The sequence below is a fragment of the Undibacterium sp. Tian12W genome, from assembly GCF_049339405.1.
In the GTDB taxonomy this organism is placed as follows: Bacteria; Pseudomonadota; Gammaproteobacteria; order Burkholderiales; family Burkholderiaceae_D; genus Undibacterium.
Map to the genome: position 1 here is coordinate 114,227 of NZ_JBMPPK010000014.1, position 25,161 is coordinate 139,387.

Genomic DNA, 25,161 nt, shown 5'->3' on the forward strand with positions numbered 1-25,161 from the left:
GTCTTTATTCTTGACGAGATGAATAGTAGTACACAGGTCTGGGCGTCTATGCGCAACCAGGATGTAGCAAAAAAAGCAAAGATGGATGATATGTAATGCCTGGTTTGGCCTGTATGGCTGAACAAACTGGGGCAGCGATTACTGCCGTATCATCGGAGCATCTGGCGGCTAGCGCAGATTAGTCGAACTCGTAGAGCTATTCGAACTTAATGGGGCTTGGGGTATGCGCAAAGCTACGTCGCCAGTGCTGAAAAGCCTGGTTGCACCACGGTGTTGCTAGTGACGCTGTAGTTTGAAAGTGCATTTACCCGAGTCCTGAGGGTTGAAAGTGAATGTGAATTGAATCAGATAATTACCCAGCGCCAAAAATTTTTATTGACGCAAGATATGAATAGATTGTATTGCTCTTCATAAGTTCCCGCTAGTGAAAAAAATATGATGTTTGAAAAACCAGTAGTCATGATTGACTTTGAAACCTCCGGCATGTCACCAGACCAGGGAGGGCGCGTTACCGAAGTGGCAGCCTTGCGCATAGTCGGTGGTGAAATCGTCGATCGTTATGTCAGTCTCATCAATTGCAATGTGCGTATCCCTTATTTTATTACTGAATTGACAGGCATTACCCAATCCATGGTGGACAGGGCACCACCAGCATCCGAAGTGCTGCCTGAATTGGTGGAATTTATCGGTACTGATACATTGGCTGCCCACAATGCCAGTTTTGATGAAAAGTTCTTGTTGGCCGAGAGTGACAGGCTGGGCCTGTGGCCTGCTCATGACGGCGTGATTTGTTCCGTCAAACTGGCGCGCAGAGTATTTCCTGGCTTGAGCACTTATTCTCTGGGGCCATTGGCGGCTTCCATGGGCATACGTTTCAAAGGTTCTGCTCACAGGGCAGAGGCAGATGCAGAAGTCGCATCAAATCTGATCCTGCGCATAGCCAGCGAGCTGGGCCAGCGCTATGGCTATGCTGCGATAGACCCGCGTTTGCTGCAAGACATTAACAAGCTGGCCGCAGTAAAAGTGCCAGCATTCTTAAAAAAGCACAGAGCAACTGAGATTGCGGCTGATTCGACGCCGGTGCCCTTGATAAAGACCAAGGGTGTGCAACGCTTTCGGCATTACAAAGGCGGGATTTATGAGCTGGTGTGTGAGGCGACGCAAGAATCTGATTTAAGCCCCGTCATAGTCTATCGCTCGCATGATGGTTCCATCTGGACCAGACCCAGGGCCGTCTTTTTTGAAATGCTGCAGATCAATGGCGCAGAAGTCATGCGTTTTACTCCCATCAAGGAATAAAAAAAGGCGGGCACATTTGATCGTGCCCGCCTTGCCTGTTGCTTTTCTTGTTATGCCGGTTCTGCTTGTGCAACTGGGCTTGCTGCTGCCGATGCCTCCTTGGCAGGTCCATCGGTAATCAGTTTGCGCAAGACAGGGATCAGGATGATGAGGACGATGCCCACGCCAACGCTACTCCAGCCCAGCAAGGAGAAAATGTAGTTATAGGTTGGATTGGTGGATGAGGCCAGACCTTCAGTCGCCTCAGGGATCAAGCCTGAGAATTTGCTGGCCAGAATAGATGCTGTACCTGTTACCAGCATCCACGTGCCCATCATGACGCCCTGATATTGGCGCGGTGCCAGTTTGCCTATCATGGCATAACCGATAGGCGAAATAAGTAGCTCAGCAATGCTTTGCAGGATGTAGCTGATAAATATCCATTTGAAAGCCACCAGGCCATTGCTGGCAGCAGTTGCTATCCCTATGGGCAGGACAAGGAAACCCAGGCCGATGAGTATCAGCGCAGCAGAAAACTGGCGCGGGATATCAATATTCCAGCCCTTGGCACGCAATTTGTCGAACAACATCGCCATCAGCGGGCCACCGAACATGATGACGAAGCTGTTGATGTTTTGTATCCATTGCGGCGCCACTTCATAACCCCAGACCATGCGATCTACATTACTGACGGCAAACAGTTGCAAGCCCATCGGGGCCATTTGATACAGTGTCCAGAATACCAGTGAGCCTATGGTCAGCAAGACATAGGCCGTCATATTATTGCGTTCGCGTGGTTCTTTGTGAATGGCAGTCAGAATAATGAAAATGACAGCAATCGCAATGCTGATGATCATGACCAGATTGCCAGTCATCTCAGCGCGGTGCAGCATGAATTCAACCAGTGGTACCAGACCAGCCATGACCGCCAGGCCGACCAGAAAGCGCCAGCGGAACTGGTTTGCGGTGGCATCGAGCAGGGTCGTGTTCAAGTCACACAGTCTGCGCCAGTTGACTGCTGCCAGCACGATCGCCATGAAATTGCCTATGGTGGCGAAGATAAACAGGCTGGCATAGTCTTCTTGCAGCTGATAATAACCGGCAGCGGTGAAACCGATGAAAAACCCCAGGTTCATGCCCGCATAATTCCACAGGAAGGCACTTTCACGACGATTATCTTCAGGCTTGAAGCGCTGCGTCAGCATCAGGTTCAGACAGGTGACGTTCAGGCCACTACCCGTCAGGAAGAAGGCCAGTCCCCAGTACATGGTGGCTGAAGTACCTACAGAAATAGTCGCACAGCCTATGACTTGCAGGATCATGCCGCCAACAAACAGATTGCGGTTACTGATAAAACGACCTGCCAGATAACCACCAAACAAATGCAGGCCATAATTAAATGCACCAAACACTCCCATGATGGCCGTGGCATCCTTGGCCGTAAAACCCAGTTTTTTGGTCGCATACAGCACCAGGGTGGAATACAGTACGGCAAAGCCCAGGGTGGCAAAAATCTGTATGAAAAACAATGCGCCTGCGCCTTCAGGTACGGCAGCCAGTCTTTGTTTGATTGTGGACAAGGTGGTCTCCAGAGTGGTGGTCTGGCAGGCATTGTAAAGCAAAGAAATACTGGAAATAAGACAATTTGTATAGATAATTTCTATGGGAAAGGTCAAAGTCAAAAACATGCGAAAATGAATGATAGTCAAGTCAGCTCAAATCTGAATCAACAAGATCATAGGAAGCAATGGACAGCATAGATCTCGAAGTACTCAAAACCTGCGACGCCTGGATCAAGGCAGGACAAGCCTGCGAACTGGTCACTGTCATCAAGACCTGGGGTTCCAGCCCAAGGCCCGAAGGCGCAACGCTGGCTATTGCCGGCAATGGACAGGTGGTAGGTTCTGTCTCCGGTGGGTGTATAGAAGATGACTTGATAGAAAGAGTGCAGCGCGAAGGCATGCAGCGTCATTTACCAGAGATCGTCACCTATGGCATTACCGCTGATGAAGCGCACCGCTTTGGTCTGCCCTGTGGCGGCACGATAGAACTGGCAATAGAACCCTTATCAGCACGCAGCCAGCTCGATGCCTTGCTGCAGGGTTTGCAAAGACATGAATTACTGGCGCGACGACTGGATTTGCGTAGCGGTGACGTGACACTTGCCAGGGCAGACCCGGGCCAGCAATTGCAGTTTACTGGAGATGCCTTGACAACCGTACATGGCCCACGCTGGCGCTTGCTCATCATAGGGGCGGGGCAGTTGTCACGCTTTTTGGCAAGTATTGCGGTCGGTATGGATTATCAGGTCACGGTCTGCGACCCGCGTGAAGAATACCGCAGTGGCTGGCAAGTCGAAGGTGTGCAATTGATACATGCGATGCCAGACGACCTGGTACTGGAAATGCAACTGGATAGCCGTAGTGCCGTCGTCGCACTGACGCATGACCCCAAGCTTGACGATCTGGCCCTCATGGAGGCCTTGAAGTCTGATGCTTTTTATGTTGGTGCTATCGGTTCGCGTATTAACAATGCCAAACGACGTGAGAGATTAAAAGAGTTTGACGTCAATGACGAACAACTGGCAAAACTCCACGGCCCCATAGGCTTGTATATAGGCAGCAAGACGCCAGCCGAGATTGCGATTTCCATACTGGCTGAATTGACGGCGGTAAAAAATCGCATCCTGCTGCCTGCCGAAGTCAATGTTGCCCATGCCAAATCGACGCTGGCCTGATTTTTTTTGAAAAAGAATAATGACTAACTACGCTTTTCGTCTCTTGAATGTGTTTGCCGAAGAAACTCTCGGTGGTAACCCGCTATGTGTTTTTGAAAATGCCACGGACATGTCAGATGAACAAATGCAGGCACTGGCCCTGCAATTCAATTTGTCTGAGACAGTGTTTGTATTACCCTCAGATGTCGCTACCGCCAGGATGCGTATCTTCACGCCAGAAACAGAAATGCCCTTTGCCGGGCATCCCAGCCTGGGTACGGCGCAGGTGGTTGGCAACCTCAGCAATTCCAGCCAGATTACGCTTGAGTGCAAAGCAGGCCTGGTCGATTTGCGTCTTGAGAATGGAATTTGGACGCTGACCACGCCACATAAAGGCGAACCTGTGGTCAATGCCGGTGGTCTATCTGTCGCCGAAGCGGCTTCCCTGCTGGGCCTGGATGAAAGCGATGTTCATTCTGCGCCGCTGTGGATCAACACTGGTAGCGAACAAATGCTGTTACCCCTGAATTCACGCGATGCGGTTTTACGTGCCACGCCAGACGTCAGCAAGTTGCCTGTCTGGCCTGCCAATAGTTTGGGACGTAAGTCTGTCTATGTATTTGCCTTTGATGAGCAAGAAACGGGTGACGAACGTCTGTCCGTAACGTCACGTTATTTCTTTGCCAAGCAAGGCGGCGGCTTTGCAGAAGACCCGGGTACAGGTTCTGCCTGTGCCAACCTGGGTGGCTGGTGGCAGCATCAGGGGCGTGATTTGCCAGTCAGTATTCGCATAGCCCAGGGGGCACAAGTCAGGCGGCCATGCCAGCTTTATCTGGATGTGGCGACAGACAAAAGCATACGGGTAGGTGGCAAGGTGATAGAAATTGCACAAGGCCAGCTGCAAATCTAGGCAAATTCTTCTGAATCGGGCTTAAATCGGGCTGGGCAGCATATAAATAGACATAAAGCACGGGAAGACCAGGCGTAAATCCTTTAAAATAGCGACTTCATTCATTTGCACTGAAAAACCAGCGGCCCGACGAACATGTGTCTGTGGCGCGGTTCAGGATATTCCCTTATGAGCATGTCTACTACCCAGGAAATCGTTGCCGAATTGCGCGCTGGCCGCATGGTGATACTGGTTGATGAAGAAGATCGAGAAAACGAAGGCGACCTGATCATGGCCGCCGAGTTTGTCACACCAGAAGCCATCAATTTCATGGCCAAGTTTGGCCGTGGCCTGATTTGCCTGACTTTGACAGAAGAGCGTTGTGATCAATTGAACCTGGCCATGATGACCAGCCGCAACGGCACATCCTTTGGTACCAACTTCACGGTGTCGATAGAAGCGGCTGAAGGCGTGACCACTGGTATCTCTGCTGCTGACCGTGCCCGCACGGTACAGGTTGCTGTTGACAAGAAATCTACTGCGGCTGACATCGTCCAGCCCGGCCATATTTTCCCGCTGAAGGCGCAAAGAGGCGGTGTCCTCATGCGTGCTGGCCATACTGAGGCCGGTTGCGACCTGGCTGAGCTGGCTGGCCTGACACCGGCATCGGTGATTTGCGAAATCATGAAAGATGACGGCACCATGGCCCGTCTGCCTGATTTGTTCGAATTCGCCAAAGAACACGATATGAAGATAGGGACGATTGCTGACCTGATTCATTATCGCAGCCAGACCGAGAGCATAGTAGATCGTGTGGCTGAGCGTGAAATGCATACCGTGCATGGCAGCTTCAAGGCCCTGGTATATCGCGACAAGCCCAGTGGCTCTGCCCATCTGGCACTGGTACATGGCGATATCACCCGCGAAAAAGAAGCACTGGTGCGTGTGCATCAGCCAGTATCCATCATCGATTTGCTGGAAAGCCAGGCTACCACGCATTCGTGGAATGTCGCTGCGGCCATGGCGGCCATCAAGAAAGCAGATTCTGGCGTTATCGTCCTGCTCAATTGCGAAGAAACTGCCGAGCAGATGTTTGACCAGTTCAAAGCACTTGATACGCCAGAAACCAAGCCAGCAGGCCGTGCCGCACGCATGGACTTGCGCAATTACGGTATAGGTGCGCAGATTTTGAAGGATGTGGGCGTGGGCAAGATGAAATTGCTGGCCAATCCACGTAAGATGCCGTCCATGACAGGATTTAATCTCGAAGTTGTTGGGTATCTCGATAAGCCGTGCGCAGACAAATAAGGATGAGTGTGCCGGGCCGCAGCAGTGTCGCCAGCGGTCTTTTTAGTGCACTTTCATCACTCACATCACATCAGGCGCGAAAAGCGCAAGAAAGAATATTATGACAGTTGGACATTACGAAGCAAATCTGGATGGTGCAGGCGTACGTGTAGGTATCGTACAGGCACGCTTTAACGACAATATAGGCAAGGGCTTGCTGGATGCCTGCCTGGCAGAATTGTCATTGCTGGGTGTACTCAATGAAGACATACTGCACGTAACTGTGCCAGGCGCACTGGAAGTGCCGCTGGCATTGCAAAAACTGGCAGAAACCAATCAATTCGATGCCCTGATCGCCCTGGGTGCAGTTATCCGTGGTGAAACCTACCATTTTGAGCTGGTATCGAATGAATCCGGCGCAGGTATCACCCGCGTTGGCCTGGATGCTGGCATCCCTATCGCCAATGCCATCCTGACCACGGAAAATGATGAACAAGCTGAAGTACGCATGCAGGAAAAAGGCCGTGATGCTGCCCGCGTTGCAGTAGAAATGGCCAACCTGACCTTGGCCCTTGAAGAATTGGCAGAAGCCACAGAAGACGTGCACTATGATGCCTGATCGTTTCGCTCAGGCTTGAGTTTAGATTTAAGTTCAAGCCTGAACTGCGAGCATCCAGCTTTAAATTAGGTAAGATAAGTAAGTTAAGCAAGATACGTAAGAGAAGATATGAATAATAAAACACTACACGCCAATCCCAGCAAGAACCGTTCGCCACGCCACCGTGCGCGCGAATTTGCCTTGCAGGGCATGTACCAATGGTTGCTGAACAATGAAGATTCCGGCGCGATTGAAGCCCATATCCGTGAAGCCCACGGTTTTGAAAAGGCTGACAGAGAACATTTTGACTCCCTGTTACACGGTGCTATCAAACAATCCATAGAGTTGCGTGAACAAATTGCTCCCTTGATTGATCGCACTATTGCTGAATTGTCGCCTATCGAGCACGCAGCACTGCTGATTGGTGCCTATGAATTGAAGAATCACATAGAAATCCCTTACCGCGTCGTCATCAATGAAGCGGTAGAGTTGACCAAGTCCTTTGGTGGTCTGGATGGTCACAAGTATGTCAATGGTGTACTCGACAAACTGGCAGCAAAGCTACGCGCGACTGAGGTTGCAGCGGGTAAGTAAGTTACTGACCAAGTTAGTGACCAAGTTACTGAGCATATTTGTAAAAGTATCTACCGCCTTATTTTGAAAGATAAATAAGGCGGTTTTTTTCAGCCTGAGTTTTTAGGACGTGCCATGCATCAAAATCTCGCAACAAGACTGGACAATATCGCCCCTTTCCATGTGATGGAACTCATGAAGATGGCGGCAGAACTGGAAAAACAGGGCCGTCATCTGATACATATGGGTATAGGCGAGCCAGACTTTACTGCGCCGCAAGCAGTGATTGATGCTGCCACCAAAGCCATGGCAGCCGGGCGTTTGCAATATACCTCAGCCCTGGGTTTGCCAGCCTTGCGCACGGCGATATCGCTGCATTACCGTGACGTGTTTGATCTTGATGTGCCCGCTTCCCGCATTATTGTGACTGCCGGTGCATCGGCTGCCTTGCTGCTGGCATGTGCAGCTTTGGTGGAACCGGGCAGGGAGGTGCTGATGCCTGATCCTTGCTATCCCTGCAACCGCCATTTTGTAGCAGCATTCGAGGGCAGGGCAAAACTTATCGCCAGCGGGCCAGATCACCGTTTTCAATTGACTGAAGAAATCGTCAGACAGCAATGGGATGAACGCAGTAGTGGCGTTTTGCTGGCATCGCCATCGAATCCTACCGGTACTTCGATAGAACATGAAGAGTTGGGAAAGATCGTCGCTGCAGTAAAAGAGCTGGGTGGTTTTAGCATCGTCGATGAGATTTATCAGGGCCTGACTTATGATGGCGCACCATTTTCTGCCCTGTCGCTGGATGAAGATGTGGTTGTCATCAATAGCTTCAGCAAATATTTCAATATGACAGGCTGGCGCCTTGGTTGGCTGGTGGTGCCTGAGCGCATCGTGCCTGCATTTGAAAAATTGGCGCAAAACCTGTTCATCTGCCCGTCTTCGATAGCCCAGTATGCGGCGCTGGCTTGCTTTGCGCCAGCGACTATCGCCATTTATGAAGAGCGCAAGGCAGAATTCAAGCGCCGCCGCGACTATATCGTACCTGCATTGCGTGAACTGGGTTTTGGCATTCCAGTCATGCCAGATGGTGCGTTTTATGTGTATGCCGATTGCTCTAAATTTACCGACGATGCAGATGCCTTTGCTAAACAGGTATTGAATGAAGCCGGTGTGGTGATCGTGCCCGGCCTGGATTTTGGTCCAGCGACGGCAACATCGTATGTGCGTCTGTCGTATGCCAATTCATTGGGGAATCTGCAGGAAGCTGTTGCCAGGCTAAAGAAGTTTTTGGCTGGCAGATAATTAAGGAAGGTCGCCAAGATCACTTGCTAAGGCCAACAAGTAAAAAAGCCGTCTGATCATAAAATCAGACGGCTTTTTTATCAAAGGTCAGGCTTACAGTGCTGCAACCTGGTCTTTTTTGGCTTCTATCGTTGCCTTGGCTTCTGTTGCCTCAGGCTTGTGTACAGGAGCGGCCTCAATCGGACGTGCTTGCACAGGTGCTGGAGCTGGGGCAGGGGTGCTAAAGAAAGTCGGCACATTTTTACCTGCCGAGACATCTTTCAGACGCTTGTATTCATTCAATACACGTGCACCATAGCCAGAATCATTGTCGGAATCGGCTGCGCCTACATACATCTTCAGGCCAGCTTCAACAGAACCACCACGGGTGACGTAGTCTTTCAGTATCAATGCACCAACACGGATATTGGCAACCGGGTTCAGGGCAGCTTTAACACCACCAAGATCCTGGAACTTGTCATGATGTACCTTGGACATGACTTGCATCAAGCCTTGTGCACCTACCGGGCTTTCAGCAAATGGGTTCAGGCCGGATTCTATCGCCATGACTGACAGTATCAGCAGAGGGTCTATCTTGATTTCTTTGGCGGTCAGATAAGCGGCAGATACCAGCATATTGGTCGCATCATTGGCAACGCGGTAGCGCTTGGCCAGCCAGTTGGTTACCCATTGTTGCTGACGTTGATTGCCGAGCATTTTTGCTTCTTCTTCAGATGCGTTTACTTTTTGCAAGCCCGCATCAGAATTCGCCTGGCCTGGCGCTTGCATCAGATGCGCAAGATTTGGTGCTGGAACGGCAGCTACGGCTTCTGCAGGCTCTTCGCCAACTTCAGCATAGGGTGATAATCCCTTGAATTTGTCTGTCAGTTCTGGTTTGACATACATCATGACCAAAACGACCATGGCAATAATGCCAGTGAGTGTCAGCAGGTTGCGCACGGTGGTGAAAAAACCACTGGTTGTATCACGCGCTACCATGAAAAGCGCTTTACGCTTATCAGTTGAAGAAAAACTACTTTGTTGTACAGCCAAAATAAAACGTTGAATCATGTTACCTCCTGAATCTTCGCGATGCGTCATTCAACTTATTAAAAAGTTAAACACTGTGCATACTTCCGCGAATCAGAAACATCGTCCCCCATCACAAGTGTGATCGCGAGACGCCGGAGCCGTTTGTCAAATCAGGTCCGTCGAACCTGTTCATGGTGTGTCCAGTGACAAACAACTTTTTTCGGGATAAGGCAGACGCCTTTTGAAAACAATCCTTACAATGTTATGTTGGGGCCCGATCCCCGTGAATGATGTTACCGTGTGGCGAAACTCTCTTTGTGTCGAAAGTGGCGGAAGTCATTAACCTCTTCATCAAGTTGGGCGAATTGTAGGGGCGGTTTTATATCAAGTCAACACTATCAAACGAGAAGTTGATTACTTTTATGTATAATGAATTGTGCTGCAATGCAGCAAAGTTCAATAAAATCAAGCACTTGGCAGAAGTTGCTAGTGCGACTAGTGCAGAGATACGAAAAAGCGAAAAATGATGAAATATTCTGATTTAAGAGATTTTATTTCTCAACTGCAAGAAAAAGGTGAACTAAAACAGGTGGACTTGCCTGTTTCACCACATTTGGAAATGACCGAGATTTGCGACCGCACTTTACGTGCCGAAGGTCCGGCTCTTTTATTCACCAAACCTGTTGGTCATACCATACCAGTGCTGGGTAATTTATTTGGCACGACACGCCGTGTAGCACTCGGCATGGGCGCAGAAAACCTGAGCGAATTGCGCCAGATCGGCCATGTTTTATCAGCGCTCAAAGAACCAGAACCACCCAAGGGTTTTAAAGAAATTCTGGGTATGGGAGCATTGGTAAAAGCGGTATGGGATATGTCACCAAAAGAACTGCGTGGTGCCAAATGTCAGGAGATAGTCTGGGAAGGCAATGACGTTGATCTCGCCCGTCTGCCTATACAGCATTGCTGGCCTGGCGACGTTGCACCATTGATCACTTGGGGTTTGGTGATTACCAAAGGCCCCAATAAAAAACGCCAGAATCTGGGTATATATAGACAGCAGGTGTTGGGCCGCAATAAAGTCATCATGCGCTGGCTGGCACATCGCGGCGGTGCGCTGGATTTTCGTGAGCATGGCATCGTCAATAAGGGCAAGCCTTACCCCATCGCCGTTGCTTTGGGTGCCGACCCGGCCACTATATTAGGTGCAGTGACACCCGTGCCAGACAGTTTGTCTGAATACCAGTTCGCCGGGCTTTTGCGTGGCAGCCGTACTGAACTGGTGAAGGCCATAGGCAGTGAATTGCGCGTGCCCGCGTCAGCAGAAATCGTGCTGGAAGGGCATATCTATCCTGACGAAAATCACCCCAGCGGCTATGAGCATGCGCTCGAAGGGCCGTATGGTGACCACACCGGTTATTACAATGAGAAAGACTGGTTCCCCGTCTTCACCATAGACCGCATCACCATGCGCCGTGATCCTATTTATCACTCTACGTATACAGGTAAGCCGCCAGATGAACCTGCGGTACTTGGGGTGGCGCTGAACGAAGTTTTCATACCTCTATTGCAAAAGCAGTTCAGTGAAATCACGGACTTTTATTTGCCGCCAGAAGGTTGTAGTTACCGCATGGCCGTGGTGCAAATGAAAAAGGCTTATGCCGGTCATGCCAAACGCGTCATGTTTGGCGTCTGGAGTTTTTTGCGCCAGTTCATGTATACCAAGTTCATCATCGTTGTTGACGAAGATGTCAATATCCGCGACTGGAAAGAAGTGATCTGGGCGATCACTACCCGTGTTGATCCCTTGCGTGATACCACGCTGGTCGATAATACGCCGATTGATTACCTGGACTTTGCTTCACCCGTCAGCGGCCTCGGTAGCAAGATGGGTATAGATGCGACCAATAAATGGCCGGGCGAGACCAGCCGTGAGTGGGGCACGACGATAGAGATGACGCCAGAAGTAAAAGCCAAAGTAGATCAGATCTGGCAAGAACTGGGCTTGTGAGTGGTTGTTAAGTGGCTTGTAACTCCGGTGTTTTAGCGATTAAATTTTTGCGTATATATATATATATATGAGTGTTTCAGTTGATTTAGGGACTTCTGGTGCTTCCATGGTTTGGGATTATCCGCAACCGTTCACGCGGGCAGTGAAACCGCAAGAAAGTGATATCGATGGTTTGAATCACACCAATAATGCAGTGTATGTACGCTGGTGTGAAGAAGTCGCATGGGGGCATTCTGAAGCGTTGGGTTTGAATCTGGCAGACTATCATCGCCTGGATCGCGCGATGGCAATCAGGCGTGGCGAATATGATTATGTCTTGCCAACCTTGCTGGGTGAATCGCTGACACTGGCGACATGGCTGTTTGCCAGCGACGGTAAACTCACCATGGACAGGCGTTTTCAATTGATACGCGATAGTGATGGTGCCACCGTGCTCAGGGGCCGCTGGGATCTGGTCTGTATAGAACTCAGCAGCGGCCGCGCGCGCCGCATGCCGGCAGAGTTTTGCGATATCTATTTACCGGCCGTGGTTCCATCGACATCAACTGCAATCTAATAGATATGCAAATACCGTGCAGGTAGTTGTTGGACTCAAACTACGCTTTGCCTGGCAGCATCTATATGCTGCCAGATCGCTGCCAGGTTGGGCGCATTATTCAAGTACAATCAATTATCTATATTTCTTGCTTCCTGCACATGAAACGCCCGCGTTTTTTACCCGATAACATGACCTTGCTGCTATTGGGCGTGGTCACTCTGGCCAGTCTGTTTCCTGCACGTGGCGTAGTCGCGTCAGGCTTTGATCATTTGTCTGTTGGCATGATTGCCTTGCTGTTTTTCATGCATGGTGCCAAATTGTCGCGCCAGGCCGTGATAGCCGGCCTGACTCATTGGCGGCTGCATTTGCTGGTGATGGCATGTACTTTCGCAATTTTCCCCTTGATAGGGCTGGCATTGAAGCCTTTGCTGCTCACCCTGATTACACCAGAGTTATATATAGGCATACTGTTTCTCTGTGTATTGCCCTCGACTGTGCAGTCTTCGATTGCGTTTACCTCTGTTGCGCGTGGCAATGTCCCTGCTGCCATTTGCAGCGCGTCGCTGAGTAATATGCTGGGCATATTCCTGACGCCCTTGCTGGTCAGCCTGGTTGTGGTCGCCCATGGTGAAAGCCATTCTTCACTCGACGCGATGCTGAAGATAGTTTGCCAGCTCTTATTGCCCTTCGTAGCCGGACAGCTGGCGCGACCCTGGTTGCAGTCCTGGATGGAAAAATATGCGAGTACGCTGACCATGGTGGATCAAAGCTCGATTTTGCTGGTGGTATATGTGGCCTTCAGTGAAGCGGTTGTACAAGGTTTGTGGCAGCAATTACCGCCGTTGATGCTGGCGAGCCTGCTGGGTATCAGCGCATTGATGCTGGCGATTATCATGACTTTGACTACCGTCATCAGCCGCCGCCTGGGGTTCAATAAGGAAGATGAAATCACTATTGTGTTTTGCGGCTCCAAGAAAAGTCTGGCCAGTGGCGTGCCGATTGCCAAAGTTTTATTTGCCAGCCATGCCCTTGGTATGGTCTTATTACCACTGATGCTGTTTCATCAGCTACAGTTGATGGTATGCGCCTTCATGGCGCAACATTACGCTAAAAGATAAGGAGTCAGTCATGCCACGTTTTGCTGCCAACCTCAGCATGATGTATACAGAGTTGCCTTTTAATGAACGTTTCACCGCTGCGGCAAAAGATGGTTTCAAGGGCGTCGAATACCTGTTCCCTTACGATTATGCTGCTACTGAACTGAAAGATCTGCTTGCTGCTAACGGGCTGGAGCAAGTCTTGTTCAATACGTCGCCAGGCAACTGGGCGCTGGGTGAGCGTGGAATAGCATCCCTGCCTGGCCGGGAAGAAGAGTTCAAGCAAGCCTTTGATACTGCGCTGGATTATGCGCGTGTGCTGGGTAACCGGCATTTGCATGTTATGGCTGGTTTAATACAGCCTGAACAGGACAGAGAAAGGCATCGCGCTGTCTATTTGCGCAATCTTGCTTATGCTGCCTTGTTGGCCTCGCGGGAAGGTATCACTATCCTTATTGAACCCATCAATACCCGCGACATACCAGGGTTTTTCCTGAACCGGCAAGATGAGGCACAAGAGATTTGCCAGGAGATAGGCGTAGAGAATATCCGCGTGCAATTTGATATCTACCATTGCCAGATCGTCGAAGGCGATGTCGCCACCAAGCTGCGCCGTGACATGTCACGCAAACATGCAGGCATAGGTCATATACAGATAGCTGGTGTACCAGACCGGCATGAACCGGATATCGGTGAAGTGAATTACCCTTATCTGTTTGATTTGATTGATGAGCTTGGCTATCAAGGCTGGATAGGCTGTGAGTACCGGCCACGTGCGGGAACTTCAGAAGGTTTATCCTGGGTAAAGCCCTGGTTAAAATAATCGATAGCACCATGAAAAAAAGCAGTCGCGATGACTGCTTTTTTATTGTTCGTCTGGTCAAGCCTGATGCTTATTCTTCGCCGACCTGCAAAATCAGTTTGCCAAAGTTTTTGCCTTCAAACAGCATCATCAGCGTATCAGGGAAAGTTTCCAGGCCCTTGACGATGTCTTCCCGCGTCTGGAATTTACCTTCGGCCATCCATTTGCCCATTTCAGCGACAGCTTCGCCATAGCGGGCAGCGTAATCAAATACGACTATGCCTTCCATGCGGGCGCGGTTTACCAGCAGCGACAGGTAATTGGCCGGACCTTTGACTGGTGTCGTGTTGTTGTACTGGGAGATCGCGCCGCAAATGATGATGCGTGCCTTCAGATTGATGCGGGTCAGCACGGCATCAAGAATATCTCCACCAACGTTGTCAAAATAAATATCTACGCCATTCGGGCAGTGTTCTTTCAGGCCATCTTTGACTGAGCCTGACTTGTAATCGATGCAGGCATCAAAGCCCAGTTCATTGACGACAAAATCGCATTTGTCCTTGCCACCGGCAATACCAACAACGCGGCAACCTTTTTGTTTGGCAACCTGGCCTACAGTCTGGCCAACGGCACCGGCTGCGCCAGACACCACGACTGTTTCACCTGCTTTGGGCTGGCCAACATCGAGCAAACCAAAATAAGCTGTCATGCCAGGCATGCCCAGCGCATTCATGAATTTCGGAAGTGGGGCGAGCTTTGGGCTGACCTTGTAAAAGCCCGCTGTTTTATCATCGGCTGCACCTACCCAGTATTGCTGCACACCCGTGCCGCCAGAAACATAATCACCCACCGCAAATTTGGGGGAATTGGAAGCAATCACCTTGCCTATGCCGCCAGCGCGCATGACTTCATTGATGGCAACCGGGCGGATATAGGATTTTCCTTCATTCATCCAGCCGCGCATGGCAGGGTCCAGCGAGATATAGATGGTTTGTACGACGATTTCACCATCTGTGATATCGCGTACTTCTTCTGTCGTGAAGTTCCAGTCGCTATGCTTGGGATTGCCGACAGGGCGGGCGGCAAGGCGGTATTGCTGATTGCTGAGTGTGCTCATGTTGTCTCCAGAATGTTGTACTTAGGTTGCTGCTGTCTGAACCAAATTTTTGGGCTGGGGCTGCCAGAAGAACGACTATACACTAATTAGAACGATCGTGCTTTTTGTTGTGATTATTTAATTGAAGATGGATTCTATGAATTATGCGACTGATCATGCGACAATAGACGGTTAATCTTTAAGCTTTGCAATCAATTTAACGAATTTAATTTGTTCATGGCCATGGGGAGCAGCAAATCCTGGCCTTTACACCGACATCATGAGCATACGACCAGAATATATCCTGACCTTATCCTGTCCCGATCAACGCGGCATTGTGCATAGCGTATCGGGATTTTTAGCCAACCATGGCTGTAATATTATCGATTCTGCCCAGTTTGGCGATGCGCAATCAGCGACTTTCTTTATGCGCGTGCATTTTGCGGTGGAAGATTCCAGTGTCAGCGACAGTGCCTTGCGTGAAGAATTTGCAGCCTTGGGCACGAATATGCAAATGAACTGGCAATTGCATGATGCCCATCACAAGCCACGCGTGATGCTGATGGTATCCAAGATAGGCCATTGCCTGAATGATTTGCTGTTCCGCTACAAGAGCGGTCTACTGCCTGTAGAAATCAAGGCCATCGTCTCGAATCACACCGACTTTTATCAGTTGGCAGCTAGTTATAACATTCCTTTTCACCATCTGCCTTTGGCAGCTGGAGCGCCGGTAGAAGCCAAGCAGGCGCAGGAACAAAAGATATTGGATATCGTTGCCAGCAATGATATTGAACTGGTGGTACTGGCGCGCTACATGCAGATATTGTCGCCGAAATTGTGCGATGCCTTGAAAGGCAAGGCGATCAATATCCATCATTCTTTCCTGCCCAGCTTCAAGGGAGCCAAGCCTTATTATCAGGCGCATGAACGTGGCGTTAAACTGATAGGTGCGACGGCTCACTTTGTGACTGGTGATCTGGATGAAGGCCCTATTATTGAGCAGGATGTGGAGCGTGTCGATCATTCCATGGAGCCTGAAACTCTGACAGCCATAGGCCGCGATGTGGAATGCGTGGTGCTGGCGCGTGCCGTCAAATGCTTTGTTGAACATCGCATTTTGTTGAATGGTCATAAAACGGTGGTGTTCAAATAATGGCACTCAAATCCATCATTTATAAAGCCGACCTGAATATCTCGGACATGGACCGTGGCTATTACGCCGACCATAGCCTGACGATTGCCCGTCATCCATCTGAAACCGATGAACGCATGATGATACGCGTACTGGCTTTTGCTATTCATGCGGCCGAGCGTCTGGAATTTGGTAAAGGCATATCCGACACAGAAGAACCCGATATCTGGCTCAAGGATTACACCGACGCCATACAGCTATGGATAGAAGTCGGCCAGCCAGATGACCGACGTTTGTTAAAGGCTTGCGGCCGTTCAGAGCAAGTCATCGTCTATAGTTTTGCCAGCGCCAGTGACATCTGGTGGAAGGCAATGAATAGCCGTCTTGACCGCGCCAAAAACTTGCGCGTCATGAATGTGCCTTCAGCGCAAAGCCAGGCACTGGAAAAACTCGCGCAACGCAATATGCAATTGCAATGCACGATACAGGATGGTCAAATCTGGATGTCAGCCGGAGATGCCTCGGTACAAATTGACCTGGAAGTTCTTAAAGAGTTTGCCTGAATGCGTTTGTCTGAATGCATAGTCAGCCGCGACAATAACCTGAACTTGTTGCGCATAGTTGCCGCACTGGCCGTGCTGGCAGGGCATAGTTTTGCCTTGCTGGCACAGCCAGAACCCTGGGGAGCACTGGCGGGCATGACGCCAGGCTCTATCGCGGTAGATGTATTTTTCATCGTTAGTGGCATGCTGGTGACAGGCAGTCTGATAAACAAGCAAAGTGTGATTGACTATGGGTGTGCACGGGCATTGCGCATTTTTCCAGCGCTGATATGCATGTTGCTACTGACGGTATTTGTACTTGGGCCTTACTTCACCAGCTTGCCACTGACTGTGTATCTATCTGCTGATGCGACATGGCAATACCTGTTCAAGTGCGCAAGTCTCTTGTCTGGGGTGAGTTATGTCTTGCCTGGTGTCTTTGCACAGAATCCCTATCCAAGTGCAGTCAATGGTTCGCTCTGGACCATGCCTTATGAAATCAAGATGTATCTGTTGTTGCTGGTGTTCTGGTGTGGGCTGGTGCTGCTGAAGAAAAAGCGCCCGCAGATATTGAAGTATCTGATCATTGCCATTACTTTACTGGCTGCCGTACTGGTCTTTGCGCGCCATTTTTATTTGCAAGATGATAGCCAGTTCACCCGTTTGTTATTCATGTTTTTCTCTGGTGCCAGCCTGTTCATGCTGAAAGAAAAACTGCTGCTGACCCGGCGCGTCTTTTATCCCTTGCTGTTATTGGTGCTGGCAGCAGCCTTCATCAACAAGCCGGTATTCTTTAGTTTGTATCACCTGTCCATTGCCTACTTGGTAATCTGCATTGCTTACCTGCCTGCAGGATGGCTGCGACGTTATAACAGCGTGGGGGATTATTCATACGGCGTGTATATTTATGCCTTTCCCGTGCAGCAGACAGTTGCCGCCTTGTTTCCCAGTATCGCAGTGTGGGGCATGGTGATGGCTTCAGGTTTTGTGACTATCTTGCTGGCGGTAATTTCATGGCACAAGATAGAAAAACCAGCCATGGCATTTAAGCCAGTAGCAGTTTCACGGCTGCGTAATTTTTTACCGTTTAAGACGGGAAAATCAGCCTCACAAATTCAATCAGCTGACTGAGATACATGTGCGGACTGACAAGCAGCTTCTGCCCAGTGTAGTGGTGGTGGAAGTCTGCTGGCACTGAACTCCAGATGCAATACCCGACGTTGAGTAGCGAATCTTGCCTTGTCGGATGCATGGAGTAACAAGGGCTTCATCAATAACATATCGCCCGCGCGCATGGCGCAGATCTCGTGCATGGCAGTCTGGCTAATTTCCAGAATCTGGCTCTCACTGAGTTTGCCAGATTGATGGCTGCCAGCGATGACTTTCAGTGCAGCGTTCTCAGTACCAGCATCATCGAGGGCAATGCGGCATGTCAGCATTGCTTCCAGCACTGCCGCTGGAGGTTCAACGTAATGCACATCTTTCTTGTAAGTCCATTTGCTGTAGCCAGCCAGTTCAGTTTTTTGGTTAACACAAATCGTCATATCCTGATGCCAGGACACTAGCCAATTATGATCAGCATTTTTATTGAAAAAGATGCTGCGCACTGCCTGGGCAGCTGCGATATCTGCAGCGTCTAACAGCACATGCAGCTTGTCCCAGTTTAATGCGCGATCTATGGACGGATAATTTTGCAGTACCTGACGCACACCATATTGATCAGAAATGGGCTGGCATGCTTGCCGCAATCGCTGCAATTCAGACTCATCCAGAAAGGCCGGCAAGATGGCAAAACCCTGGCTGGCCAGGGTTTTTGCGATGCCTGGAGCTATGTGATGCATTAAGCCTGCAAGACTTTTTTCAGCCACAGGCTGATGTCATCCACTTCTTCAGGGCAGACGGAATGCGGCATCATATATTCATGCCATTCCACCTGATAGCCCAGTTCTTTCAGCAGATCGCGCGACTGCTCGGCACGCTGTATCTGGATGACGTTATCGCCACGGCCATGAGCCTGGAAGATGGGGGTATTTTGGTTCGCCGCATGGCGCTCTTCTGTAATCACATCACGCAAGGGCACATAGCCAGACAGGCATAGCAAGCCAGCCAGTTTTTCGTGATAACGCAGGCCAGTTTGCAAAGTCATGGCGCAACCTTGTGAGAAGCCTGCCAGGATGATGCGCTCAGACGGTATGCCGCGCGCATTTTCGCGGGCGATCAGTTGCTCTATGCGTTTTTGTGACAGACGCAAGCCAGCTTCATCTTCACGCTTGGCGATGTCTGTGCCCAAAATATCGTACCAGGAACGCATGACATAGCCGCCATTGATAGTGACTGGCATGGTCGGCGCATTCGGGAAGACGAAGCGTATGCCAGGGTTGCCACGTAAATCCAGTTCCCTGACGATGGGGACAAAATCATTCGCATCCGCACCCAGACCATGCATCCAGATGATGGCAACAGTCGGGTTGGGTGCGCTTTCCAGTTCTACGGTTTCTAAAATATCTTGTGTCATGATGATTTTCGGGAAGATGAAAAATAAGCCGCCAGTTTGACCGACAGTAAAAGCAGGCCGCAGGGTAGCCAGACGGTCAGTAGTTCAGATTGTATTACACGCCAGCCACGCGCTGTCAGAAAGCGATTTACGCCTATCGGTGATACCTCAATGAATTGCACGGGGAAGAAATAACGTTGTTCAGTCAGCGGCCAGAAAAATTCCACACCTTGTCCACCTGTAGTCAATGCATCCAGCAGGCCATGTGAAATGGTGGCGAAGGCAATGAACAGCCAGCAAACCAGAATAGAACTACGCAAGCGTGTATGAAATATACTGGTCAGGCTGGCGACCAGCATGGCAAATACAATGGAGTGGCTAAAGCCGCGGTGACCAAAGGCTGAATCGTAAGCAATGCCAAGTTTGAAGGCAATGACATCAAGGTCAGGCAAGATCGCGGCAAGCATACCCGTTAGCACAAGAGGCCAGGGCAGGCGTTTTTGCCCCAAGATTAGGCCCAAAGTCAGCGGCACAACAGGATGCGTCAGTATGGTTGCCATCGTTGTCGATGTTTGCTGTTCAGGCAGAGGCAGATGGAGTCTTGGCGTGTATCGCGTTTTTAGGGCGGAAAGCCTTGCAGATACTGTCATCTGTCTCTATGTACGGGCCGCCTATCAAGTCTATGCAATAGGGTACTGCCGCAAAAATACCGGCAACGACTTGCTTGCCTTCAGCATCCTTCAAGCCTTCCAGGGTTTCCTTGATGGATTTGGGCTGGCCTGGCAGGTTCAGTATCAAGGCTGCGTGGTCAGGTGTTTCGCGTATTACGGCTACCTGCCGTGACAGGATGGCGGTCGGCACAAATTGCAGACTGATCTGGCGCATTTGCTCACCAAAACCTGGCATTTCCTTGGTGGCGACTACGAGTGTCGCTTCTGGTGTCACATCGCGCCTGGAGGGGCCAGTACCACCCGTGGTAATGACGAGATGACATTGCTCTTCATCTACCAGAGCAATCAAGGCCTGTTCGATGGCCGCGCGTTCATCCGGGATCAGGCGTGTCACCATCTCCCATGGGCTGCTCAGTGCCTTGCCAAACCATTCCTGCAATGCGGGCAAGCCCTGGTCCTGATAAATGCCGGCAGAGGCGCGGTCTGAGATTGATACCAGGCCTATTTTGAGTTTTTCGCCATCCGCTACGGTCATTTGTCCAGACTCACTTGTCATCAAACTCATCGTCTTCTTCATCGAGGTTTGCATCATCCGCTTCGTCCGCATTGGCTGCAGCTTTGGATTTTTGCAAATCTTTCAAAATCTGGAAGATTTCACGGTAAGCTTTCGGTGGCTTGTTTTCAGCCTGCTCTTTACGGGCATTGCGTATCATCGTGCGCAATTGCTGTACGTCGAGGTGAGGGTGTTCTGCCATCAACTCTGTCAGCGCATTATCGTCTGCCAGCAATTTATCGCGGCGACGCTCCAGCGCGTGCATGGCGGCAGTCTCGGCCTTGGATGCACCTTTCCAGCTGTCGATGGTTTTCTGGATCAGGGCAATTTCTTCCTCATCCAGGGTACGCATTTTTTTGCCTACATACTGCATCTGACGGCGGCGGCCTTCATGATCCTTGATTTGCTGGCAAATCAGGATGGCTTCGCGCACGTCTTCTGGCATGGGTACGCGTTTGACGCGTTCGCGCGCCTGTTCGACCAATTCTTGTCCCATTTTTTGCAGGGCGGTCATTTCGCGCTTCAACTGGGATTTTGATGGACGGTCGTATTCTGGTTCGAACTCACTGGACTGATAGCCACATGAGCCGCGATTTGGATTTGGCATAATTCTGCGCCTTTACTATTAACTTAATGAAACGGCTGCTATGATACCCTTTTTAGCTTGGAATTACCTAAAATCAAGCTGCGATTGACCCATAAGTGACCCATATGTGGTGTGAATCAAGGTAAATAATTAGGATATTTCCCTTTGGCCATTTGGTCATTTAGCATTGACAAACATAGAATCCCATCCATGAGCAAACCAGTTTTTACCCATACCCAAGACCAGTTAAAGCAAATCGCGCAGGATATGTTGCGTTTCGCCCGTGAAAAAGGGGCATCGGATGCTGCAGTGGAGATCAGTGAAGGTGGCGGCCTGTCGATCAGCGTGCGCAAGGGCAAAGTTGAGACCATAGAGCAAAACCGTGACAAGGGCATAGGCATTACGGTGTATATCGGTCAACGCCGTGGCAATGCCAGTACTTCAGATTTTTCCGAGCAAGCCCTGCGTGATTCCGTCGATGCGGCCTACAATATTGCCCGTTTTACAGCAGAAGATGACTGCGCCGGCTTGCCAGAGGCAGATTTGCTGGAAATGGCACCACGTGATCTTAAGCTGTGCTATCCATGGCTGGTCACTGCTGAAGAAGCCATAGAGCTGGCAAAACGCACTGAGGCGGCTGCTTTTGCGGTAGATAAGCGCATTACCAATAGCGAGGGTGCCAGTGTGCATGCCCAGCAATCGCATTTCGTGGCTGCCAATTCGCGTGGTTTCATCGGTGGTTACCCAATTTCCCGCCATACCATTTCTGTTGCACCGATTGCGGGCCGCGGATCGAAAATGCAAAGGGATGACTGGTATTCTTCCCAGCGTAGTGCCAAAAAACTGGCAAATCCAGAGGCGATAGGCCGTTACGCCGCCGAGCGTGCCTTGGCCAAGTTGAATGCGCGCCAGCTGGACACACGTAAATGCCCAGTCTTGTTTGAAGCACCGCTAGCTGCCGGTTTGCTGGGTGCGCTGGTGCAGGCTACCTCTGGTGGTGCCTTGTACCGTAAATCGACTTTCTTGCTTGATTCGTTGGGCACGCAGATTTTCCCATCCCATATACAGGTGGTAGAAGACCCCCATGTCATCGGCGCTGTCGGTTCTTCACCATTTGATGATGAGGGTGTAAAGACCCAAAAGCGCAATGTCGTCACTGACGGCGTTTTGCAAGGCTATTTCCTCTCCACTTATTCTGCCCGCAAACTGGGCATGAAGACGACAGGTAATGCCGGTGGTTCGCACAATCTGTCATTGACATCCAGTTCGACCAAGCGCGCAGACAATTTTGTGGGCATGCTTAAAAAAATGGGCACTGGCTTGCTGGTGACTGAGTTGATGGGGCAGGGCGTCAATTATGTGACAGGTGATTATTCACGCGGTGCATCTGGCTACTGGGTAGAGAATGGCGTCATTCAGTATGCTGTGGAAGAAATCACCATTGCTGGCAATATGCGTGAAATGTTCCAGCAAATTGTGGCTATTGGTAATGACAGCCTCGTACGCGGTACCAAAGAAACGGGTTCCATCCTCATAGAAAGCATGACGATTGCCGGTAGCTAATCGGTACTGAGATTGTTGCGCTAGTAATGAACAGTATAGAAAAAGACCATCAGTACGATGGTCTTTTTTCTTATGCGCCCAGGTAAGCTTCTATGACCTTGGGATTGCTGAGCAGGTTGGCCCCTGTGTCGCTGAGAACGATATTGCCATTTTCCAGCACGTAGCCATGCTTGGCGATTTTCAACGCCTGCCTGACGTTTTGTTCTACCAGCAGGATACTGAGGCCGGTTGCATTGATTTCTTTGAGGATGCGGAAAATCTCTTGCACTACCAGTGGGGCAAGCCCCATGGAAGGTTCATCCAGCAGCAGCACTTTGGGCTTTGCCATCAAAGCACGGCCTATGGCCAGCATTTGCTGTTCACCACCTGACAAATTACCCGCCAGGCCAGTTGCACGGTTTTTTAATACAGGGAAGAGGGTGTATACCCATTCCATGTCCTGTCCTATCTGTGTCTTGTCCTTGCGGGTATAGGCACCGAGCTCCAGATTTTCCCTGACGGTGAGCGTGGTCAGTATGGCGCGACCTTCTGCGACCTGTACCACACCTTTTTGCACGATATGGTGGGGCGATGTCTGGCTGATTTCTTCATCTTCCAGAAAAATTTTGCCAGATGCTGATTTCAGCAAGCCAGAAATCGCCAGCAGGGTTGTGCTTTTCCCCGCACCGTTGGCGCCAACAAGGGCAGTGATTTCCCCAGTATTGATGGCCAGGCTGATACCCTTGACGGCTGCGATATGACCATACATGACATGCAGGTCCTGGACGCGCAAGATTTGAGTCATTCTGCGTCCTCCTTGCCGAGGTAAGCTTCAATGACATCCGGGTTGTTGCGCACTTCTTCGGGTGTGCCTTCTGCAATGATCTTGCCAAAATTGAGTACGGCTATGCGGTCACATAACTCCATCACAAAGCGCATGTCGTGTTCTATCATGAAAATCGAAAAACCGCGGTTACGTATATTGACGATTTCTGCCATCAGTTCAGTTTTTTCTGCCGGATTCATGCCAGCTACCGGTTCATCCAGTAACAGCAATTTTGGCTGGGTGGCAAGGGCGCGGGCAAATTCCAGTTTGCGTTGTTCACCATACGACAGGTTGTCTGCCAGCATATGTGCTTTATGGTCCAGTCTCACCCATGACAGTAATTCATGCGCGCGTTCTTTGGCTTTTCTTTCTGCGTCTTTGTAAGCACTCAGATTGAACAGCATGCTCGCTACGCCATAGTCGAGATGATCATGCATGCCTACCACAACGTTTTCCAGCAGGCTCATTTCCTTGAAAATACGGATGTTCTGAAATGTGCGGGCAACGCCCAGTTGCGTGATTTTGTGGCTGGCGACCGTAGTCAGGTCATGGTTATTGAAGCGCAACTCGCCACTGCTGGGGCGCAACAGGCCGGTAATCAGATTGACGATGGTGGTTTTGCCGGCACCATTGGGGCCAATCAAACCGTAGATACTGCCTTGTGGCATAGTGAAGCTGACATCCTGCAATACCCGCAGGCCGCCAAAATTTTTACTGACAGAACGTAATTCCAGCATTTAGCTAACCTTTCCGGAGCGTGACGATGTTAACTTTTTGCGAAAGTTTCTGATTCTTGCCGGGTCCCAGATACCTTTGGGTAAATACAGGATGACCAGTATCAAGATCAGGCCATTGGCTGCCAGACGGAAGTCTTTGAGGGAGTGCATGAATTCTGGTAACAGGCTCAGGCTGCTGCTGCCTATCAACGGGCCTATCAGATTGCTGGTGCCACCAAAGACTGCCATCGTCAATATATCCACTGCATTTTCAAATGCATAGTTACCTGGCCCTATCGTGAAGGTATAGTGCGCATTCAAACCACCGGCAATGCCTGCGATGGATGCACCCATGACAAAGGCCAGCAGCTTGTAGCCACCGACATTGACACCCATGAGCCGGGCGGCGATCTCATCTTCCTTGATCGCTTCAAAGGCACGGCCTGTCTTGGAGCGTCGCATCCTGGCAAGGATGAACAGTATTGCTGCCAGCAAGAGCACGATATGCCACCATTCGGTTTTTTGCGGGATGCCATTCAGGCCCATGGGGCCGCCGGTAATTTCCATGTTCAGGACGATGACACGCACCACTTCACCAAAGCCCAGTGTTGCCATGGCCAGGTAAACACCAGACAGACGCAGCGTAGGTATGCCTATGATCAGCGCAACAATTGCTGGCATGATCGCCCCTGCCAGCAATGCCAGCGGGAAGGGTAATGCCGTTTGCATGCTGATCATGGAAGCGGTATAGGCACCGATGCCCATGAATGCCGCATTGGCCAGTGACAGCAAGCCGCAAGACAAGGTCAGGTAAATCGAAAGAGCCAGCATGGCATTGATACCTATGCCAAATATGACTGTGCTATAAATAGCCCAAAAACCATCCCACCATTCAAGCATA

Annotated in this window: 26 protein-coding genes; 15 read left to right on the top strand and 11 right to left on the bottom strand. The window is 50.4% G+C overall.

Translation table 11 applies throughout. The annotated features are described in order from the left end of the window. The first annotated feature begins 438 nt into the window (after positions 1–438). Positions 439–1,299, top strand: coding sequence for a DUF1653 domain-containing protein (locus ACO0LI_RS18650; protein ID WP_423034391.1), 861 nt, complete (start codon positions 439–441; stop codon positions 1,297–1,299). 50 nt (positions 1,300–1,349) lie between these two features. On the opposite strand, the gene ACO0LI_RS18655 is transcribed toward ACO0LI_RS18650, so the two are convergent. Continuing rightward, positions 1,350–2,858 (bottom strand): peptide MFS transporter, encoded by a 1,509-nt coding sequence (locus ACO0LI_RS18655; protein WP_423034393.1) that lies wholly within the window; start codon positions 2,856–2,858, stop codon positions 1,350–1,352. A gap of 167 nt (positions 2,859–3,025) precedes the next feature. Between ACO0LI_RS18655 and ACO0LI_RS18660 the strand changes: the two genes are divergently transcribed. From ACO0LI_RS18660 to ACO0LI_RS18685, 6 genes are all read left to right on the top strand, one after another. Continuing rightward, positions 3,026–4,015, top strand: a complete 990-nt coding sequence (locus ACO0LI_RS18660) for an XdhC family protein (protein ID WP_423034395.1) — start codon at positions 3,026–3,028, stop codon at positions 4,013–4,015. A gap of 19 nt (positions 4,016–4,034) precedes the next feature. After that, positions 4,035–4,904 (top strand): PhzF family phenazine biosynthesis protein, encoded by an 870-nt coding sequence (locus ACO0LI_RS18665; protein WP_423034397.1) that lies wholly within the window; start codon positions 4,035–4,037, stop codon positions 4,902–4,904. A 168-nt stretch (positions 4,905–5,072) separates the two neighbouring features. Then, entirely contained in the window at positions 5,073–6,191 is a 1,119-nt protein-coding gene (ribBA, locus tag ACO0LI_RS18670) for a bifunctional 3,4-dihydroxy-2-butanone-4-phosphate synthase/GTP cyclohydrolase II (RefSeq protein ID WP_110253022.1), read from the top strand. 100 nt (positions 6,192–6,291) lie between these two features. Then, on the top strand, positions 6,292–6,789 hold the full coding sequence (gene ribH / locus ACO0LI_RS18675; protein WP_110253023.1) for a 6,7-dimethyl-8-ribityllumazine synthase: 498 nt from the start codon (positions 6,292–6,294) through the stop codon (positions 6,787–6,789). A gap of 108 nt (positions 6,790–6,897) precedes the next feature. Next, complete coding sequence (gene nusB, locus ACO0LI_RS18680; protein WP_422952084.1) at positions 6,898–7,362, top strand: transcription antitermination factor NusB; 465 nt, start codon at positions 6,898–6,900, stop codon at positions 7,360–7,362. 114 nt (positions 7,363–7,476) lie between these two features. Further along, positions 7,477–8,643: a pyridoxal phosphate-dependent aminotransferase gene (locus ACO0LI_RS18685; protein WP_423034399.1), complete on the top strand. Its 1,167-nt coding sequence runs from the start codon at positions 7,477–7,479 to the stop codon at positions 8,641–8,643. A gap of 93 nt (positions 8,644–8,736) precedes the next feature. On the opposite strand, the gene ACO0LI_RS18690 is transcribed toward ACO0LI_RS18685, so the two are convergent. Next, positions 8,737–9,693 carry a transglycosylase SLT domain-containing protein gene (locus tag ACO0LI_RS18690; RefSeq protein WP_423034401.1) on the bottom strand — a complete coding sequence of 319 codons (957 nt, stop codon included), beginning with the start codon at positions 9,691–9,693 and terminating at the stop codon, positions 8,737–8,739. Between the two features lie 487 nt (positions 9,694–10,180). On the opposite strand from ACO0LI_RS18690, the gene ubiD reads away from it, so the two are divergent. From ubiD to otnI, 4 genes are all read left to right on the top strand, one after another. Beyond that, positions 10,181–11,665, top strand: a complete 1,485-nt coding sequence (gene ubiD, locus ACO0LI_RS18695) for a 4-hydroxy-3-polyprenylbenzoate decarboxylase (protein WP_423034511.1) — start codon at positions 10,181–10,183, stop codon at positions 11,663–11,665. Between the two features lie 67 nt (positions 11,666–11,732). Beyond that, complete coding sequence (locus ACO0LI_RS18700) at positions 11,733–12,221, top strand: acyl-CoA thioesterase (RefSeq protein ID WP_423034403.1); 489 nt, start codon at positions 11,733–11,735, stop codon at positions 12,219–12,221. A 140-nt stretch (positions 12,222–12,361) separates the two neighbouring features. After that, entirely contained in the window at positions 12,362–13,321 is a 960-nt protein-coding gene (locus ACO0LI_RS18705; RefSeq protein WP_423034405.1) for a bile acid:sodium symporter family protein, read from the top strand. A 10-nt stretch (positions 13,322–13,331) separates the two neighbouring features. Beyond that, complete coding sequence (gene otnI / locus ACO0LI_RS18710) at positions 13,332–14,123, top strand: 2-oxo-tetronate isomerase (RefSeq protein WP_423034407.1); 792 nt, start codon at positions 13,332–13,334, stop codon at positions 14,121–14,123. 70 nt (positions 14,124–14,193) lie between these two features. On the opposite strand, the gene ACO0LI_RS18715 is transcribed toward otnI, so the two are convergent. Then, a complete protein-coding gene (locus ACO0LI_RS18715) occupies positions 14,194–15,219 on the bottom strand; it encodes an NADP-dependent oxidoreductase (protein ID WP_423034409.1) in 1,026 nt (341 codons plus the stop codon). A gap of 259 nt (positions 15,220–15,478) precedes the next feature. On the opposite strand from ACO0LI_RS18715, the gene purU reads away from it, so the two are divergent. The 3 genes from purU to ACO0LI_RS18730 are packed head-to-tail and all read left to right on the top strand — an operon-like array spanning position 15,479 to position 18,003. After that, the gene (gene purU / locus ACO0LI_RS18720; RefSeq protein ID WP_423034411.1) at positions 15,479–16,351 is read left to right on the top strand and encodes a formyltetrahydrofolate deformylase; all 873 of its coding nucleotides are present in this window, start codon (positions 15,479–15,481) and stop codon (positions 16,349–16,351) included. Next, complete coding sequence (locus ACO0LI_RS18725) at positions 16,351–16,893, top strand: YaeQ family protein (RefSeq protein WP_162040944.1); 543 nt, start codon at positions 16,351–16,353, stop codon at positions 16,891–16,893. The genes purU and ACO0LI_RS18725 overlap by 1 nt, the downstream gene beginning before the upstream one ends. Then, entirely contained in the window at positions 16,894–18,003 is a 1,110-nt protein-coding gene (locus tag ACO0LI_RS18730) for an acyltransferase family protein (RefSeq protein WP_423034414.1), read from the top strand. It abuts the gene before it with no gap. Here the strand turns inward: ACO0LI_RS18730 and ACO0LI_RS18735 are convergent. Genes ACO0LI_RS18735 through yjgA form a run of 5 tightly spaced genes read right to left on the bottom strand, consistent with a single transcriptional unit; the run spans position 17,988 to position 21,197 of the window. After that, positions 17,988–18,713: a phytanoyl-CoA dioxygenase family protein gene (locus ACO0LI_RS18735; protein ID WP_423034416.1), complete on the bottom strand. Its 726-nt coding sequence runs from the start codon at positions 18,711–18,713 to the stop codon at positions 17,988–17,990. The two genes, ACO0LI_RS18730 and ACO0LI_RS18735, sit on opposite strands and share 16 nt — an antisense overlap. Next, the gene (locus ACO0LI_RS18740) at positions 18,713–19,387 is read right to left on the bottom strand and encodes an alpha/beta hydrolase (protein ID WP_422952073.1); all 675 of its coding nucleotides are present in this window, start codon (positions 19,385–19,387) and stop codon (positions 18,713–18,715) included. Before ACO0LI_RS18740 ends, ACO0LI_RS18735 begins: the two co-directional genes overlap by 1 nt. Continuing rightward, complete coding sequence (locus ACO0LI_RS18745; protein ID WP_423034418.1) at positions 19,384–19,926, bottom strand: metal-dependent hydrolase; 543 nt, start codon at positions 19,924–19,926, stop codon at positions 19,384–19,386. The genes ACO0LI_RS18740 and ACO0LI_RS18745 overlap by 4 nt, the downstream gene beginning before the upstream one ends. 19 nt (positions 19,927–19,945) lie before the next feature. Next, complete coding sequence (gene mog / locus ACO0LI_RS18750) at positions 19,946–20,602, bottom strand: molybdopterin adenylyltransferase (RefSeq protein WP_423034420.1); 657 nt, start codon at positions 20,600–20,602, stop codon at positions 19,946–19,948. Continuing rightward, complete coding sequence (gene yjgA, locus ACO0LI_RS18755; RefSeq protein ID WP_423034421.1) at positions 20,583–21,197, bottom strand: ribosome biogenesis factor YjgA; 615 nt, start codon at positions 21,195–21,197, stop codon at positions 20,583–20,585. Before yjgA ends, mog begins: the two co-directional genes overlap by 20 nt. Positions 21,198–21,386: 189 nt before the next feature. Between yjgA and pmbA the strand changes: the two genes are divergently transcribed. Further along, complete coding sequence (pmbA, locus tag ACO0LI_RS18760) at positions 21,387–22,739, top strand: metalloprotease PmbA (protein ID WP_423034423.1); 1,353 nt, start codon at positions 21,387–21,389, stop codon at positions 22,737–22,739. 70 nt (positions 22,740–22,809) lie between these two features. On the opposite strand, the gene ACO0LI_RS18765 is transcribed toward pmbA, so the two are convergent. From ACO0LI_RS18765 to ACO0LI_RS18775, 3 genes are read right to left on the bottom strand one after another with little or no spacing between them, the layout of a single operon-like run. After that, positions 22,810–23,523 (bottom strand): ABC transporter ATP-binding protein, encoded by a 714-nt coding sequence (locus ACO0LI_RS18765; RefSeq protein WP_423034425.1) that lies wholly within the window; start codon positions 23,521–23,523, stop codon positions 22,810–22,812. Further along, complete coding sequence (locus tag ACO0LI_RS18770) at positions 23,520–24,281, bottom strand: ABC transporter ATP-binding protein (RefSeq protein ID WP_423034427.1); 762 nt, start codon at positions 24,279–24,281, stop codon at positions 23,520–23,522. Before ACO0LI_RS18770 ends, ACO0LI_RS18765 begins: the two co-directional genes overlap by 4 nt. Further along, entirely contained in the window at positions 24,282–25,160 is an 879-nt protein-coding gene (locus ACO0LI_RS18775) for a branched-chain amino acid ABC transporter permease (protein ID WP_423034429.1), read from the bottom strand. It lies immediately after the preceding gene. Position 25,161 lies beyond the last annotated feature (1 nt).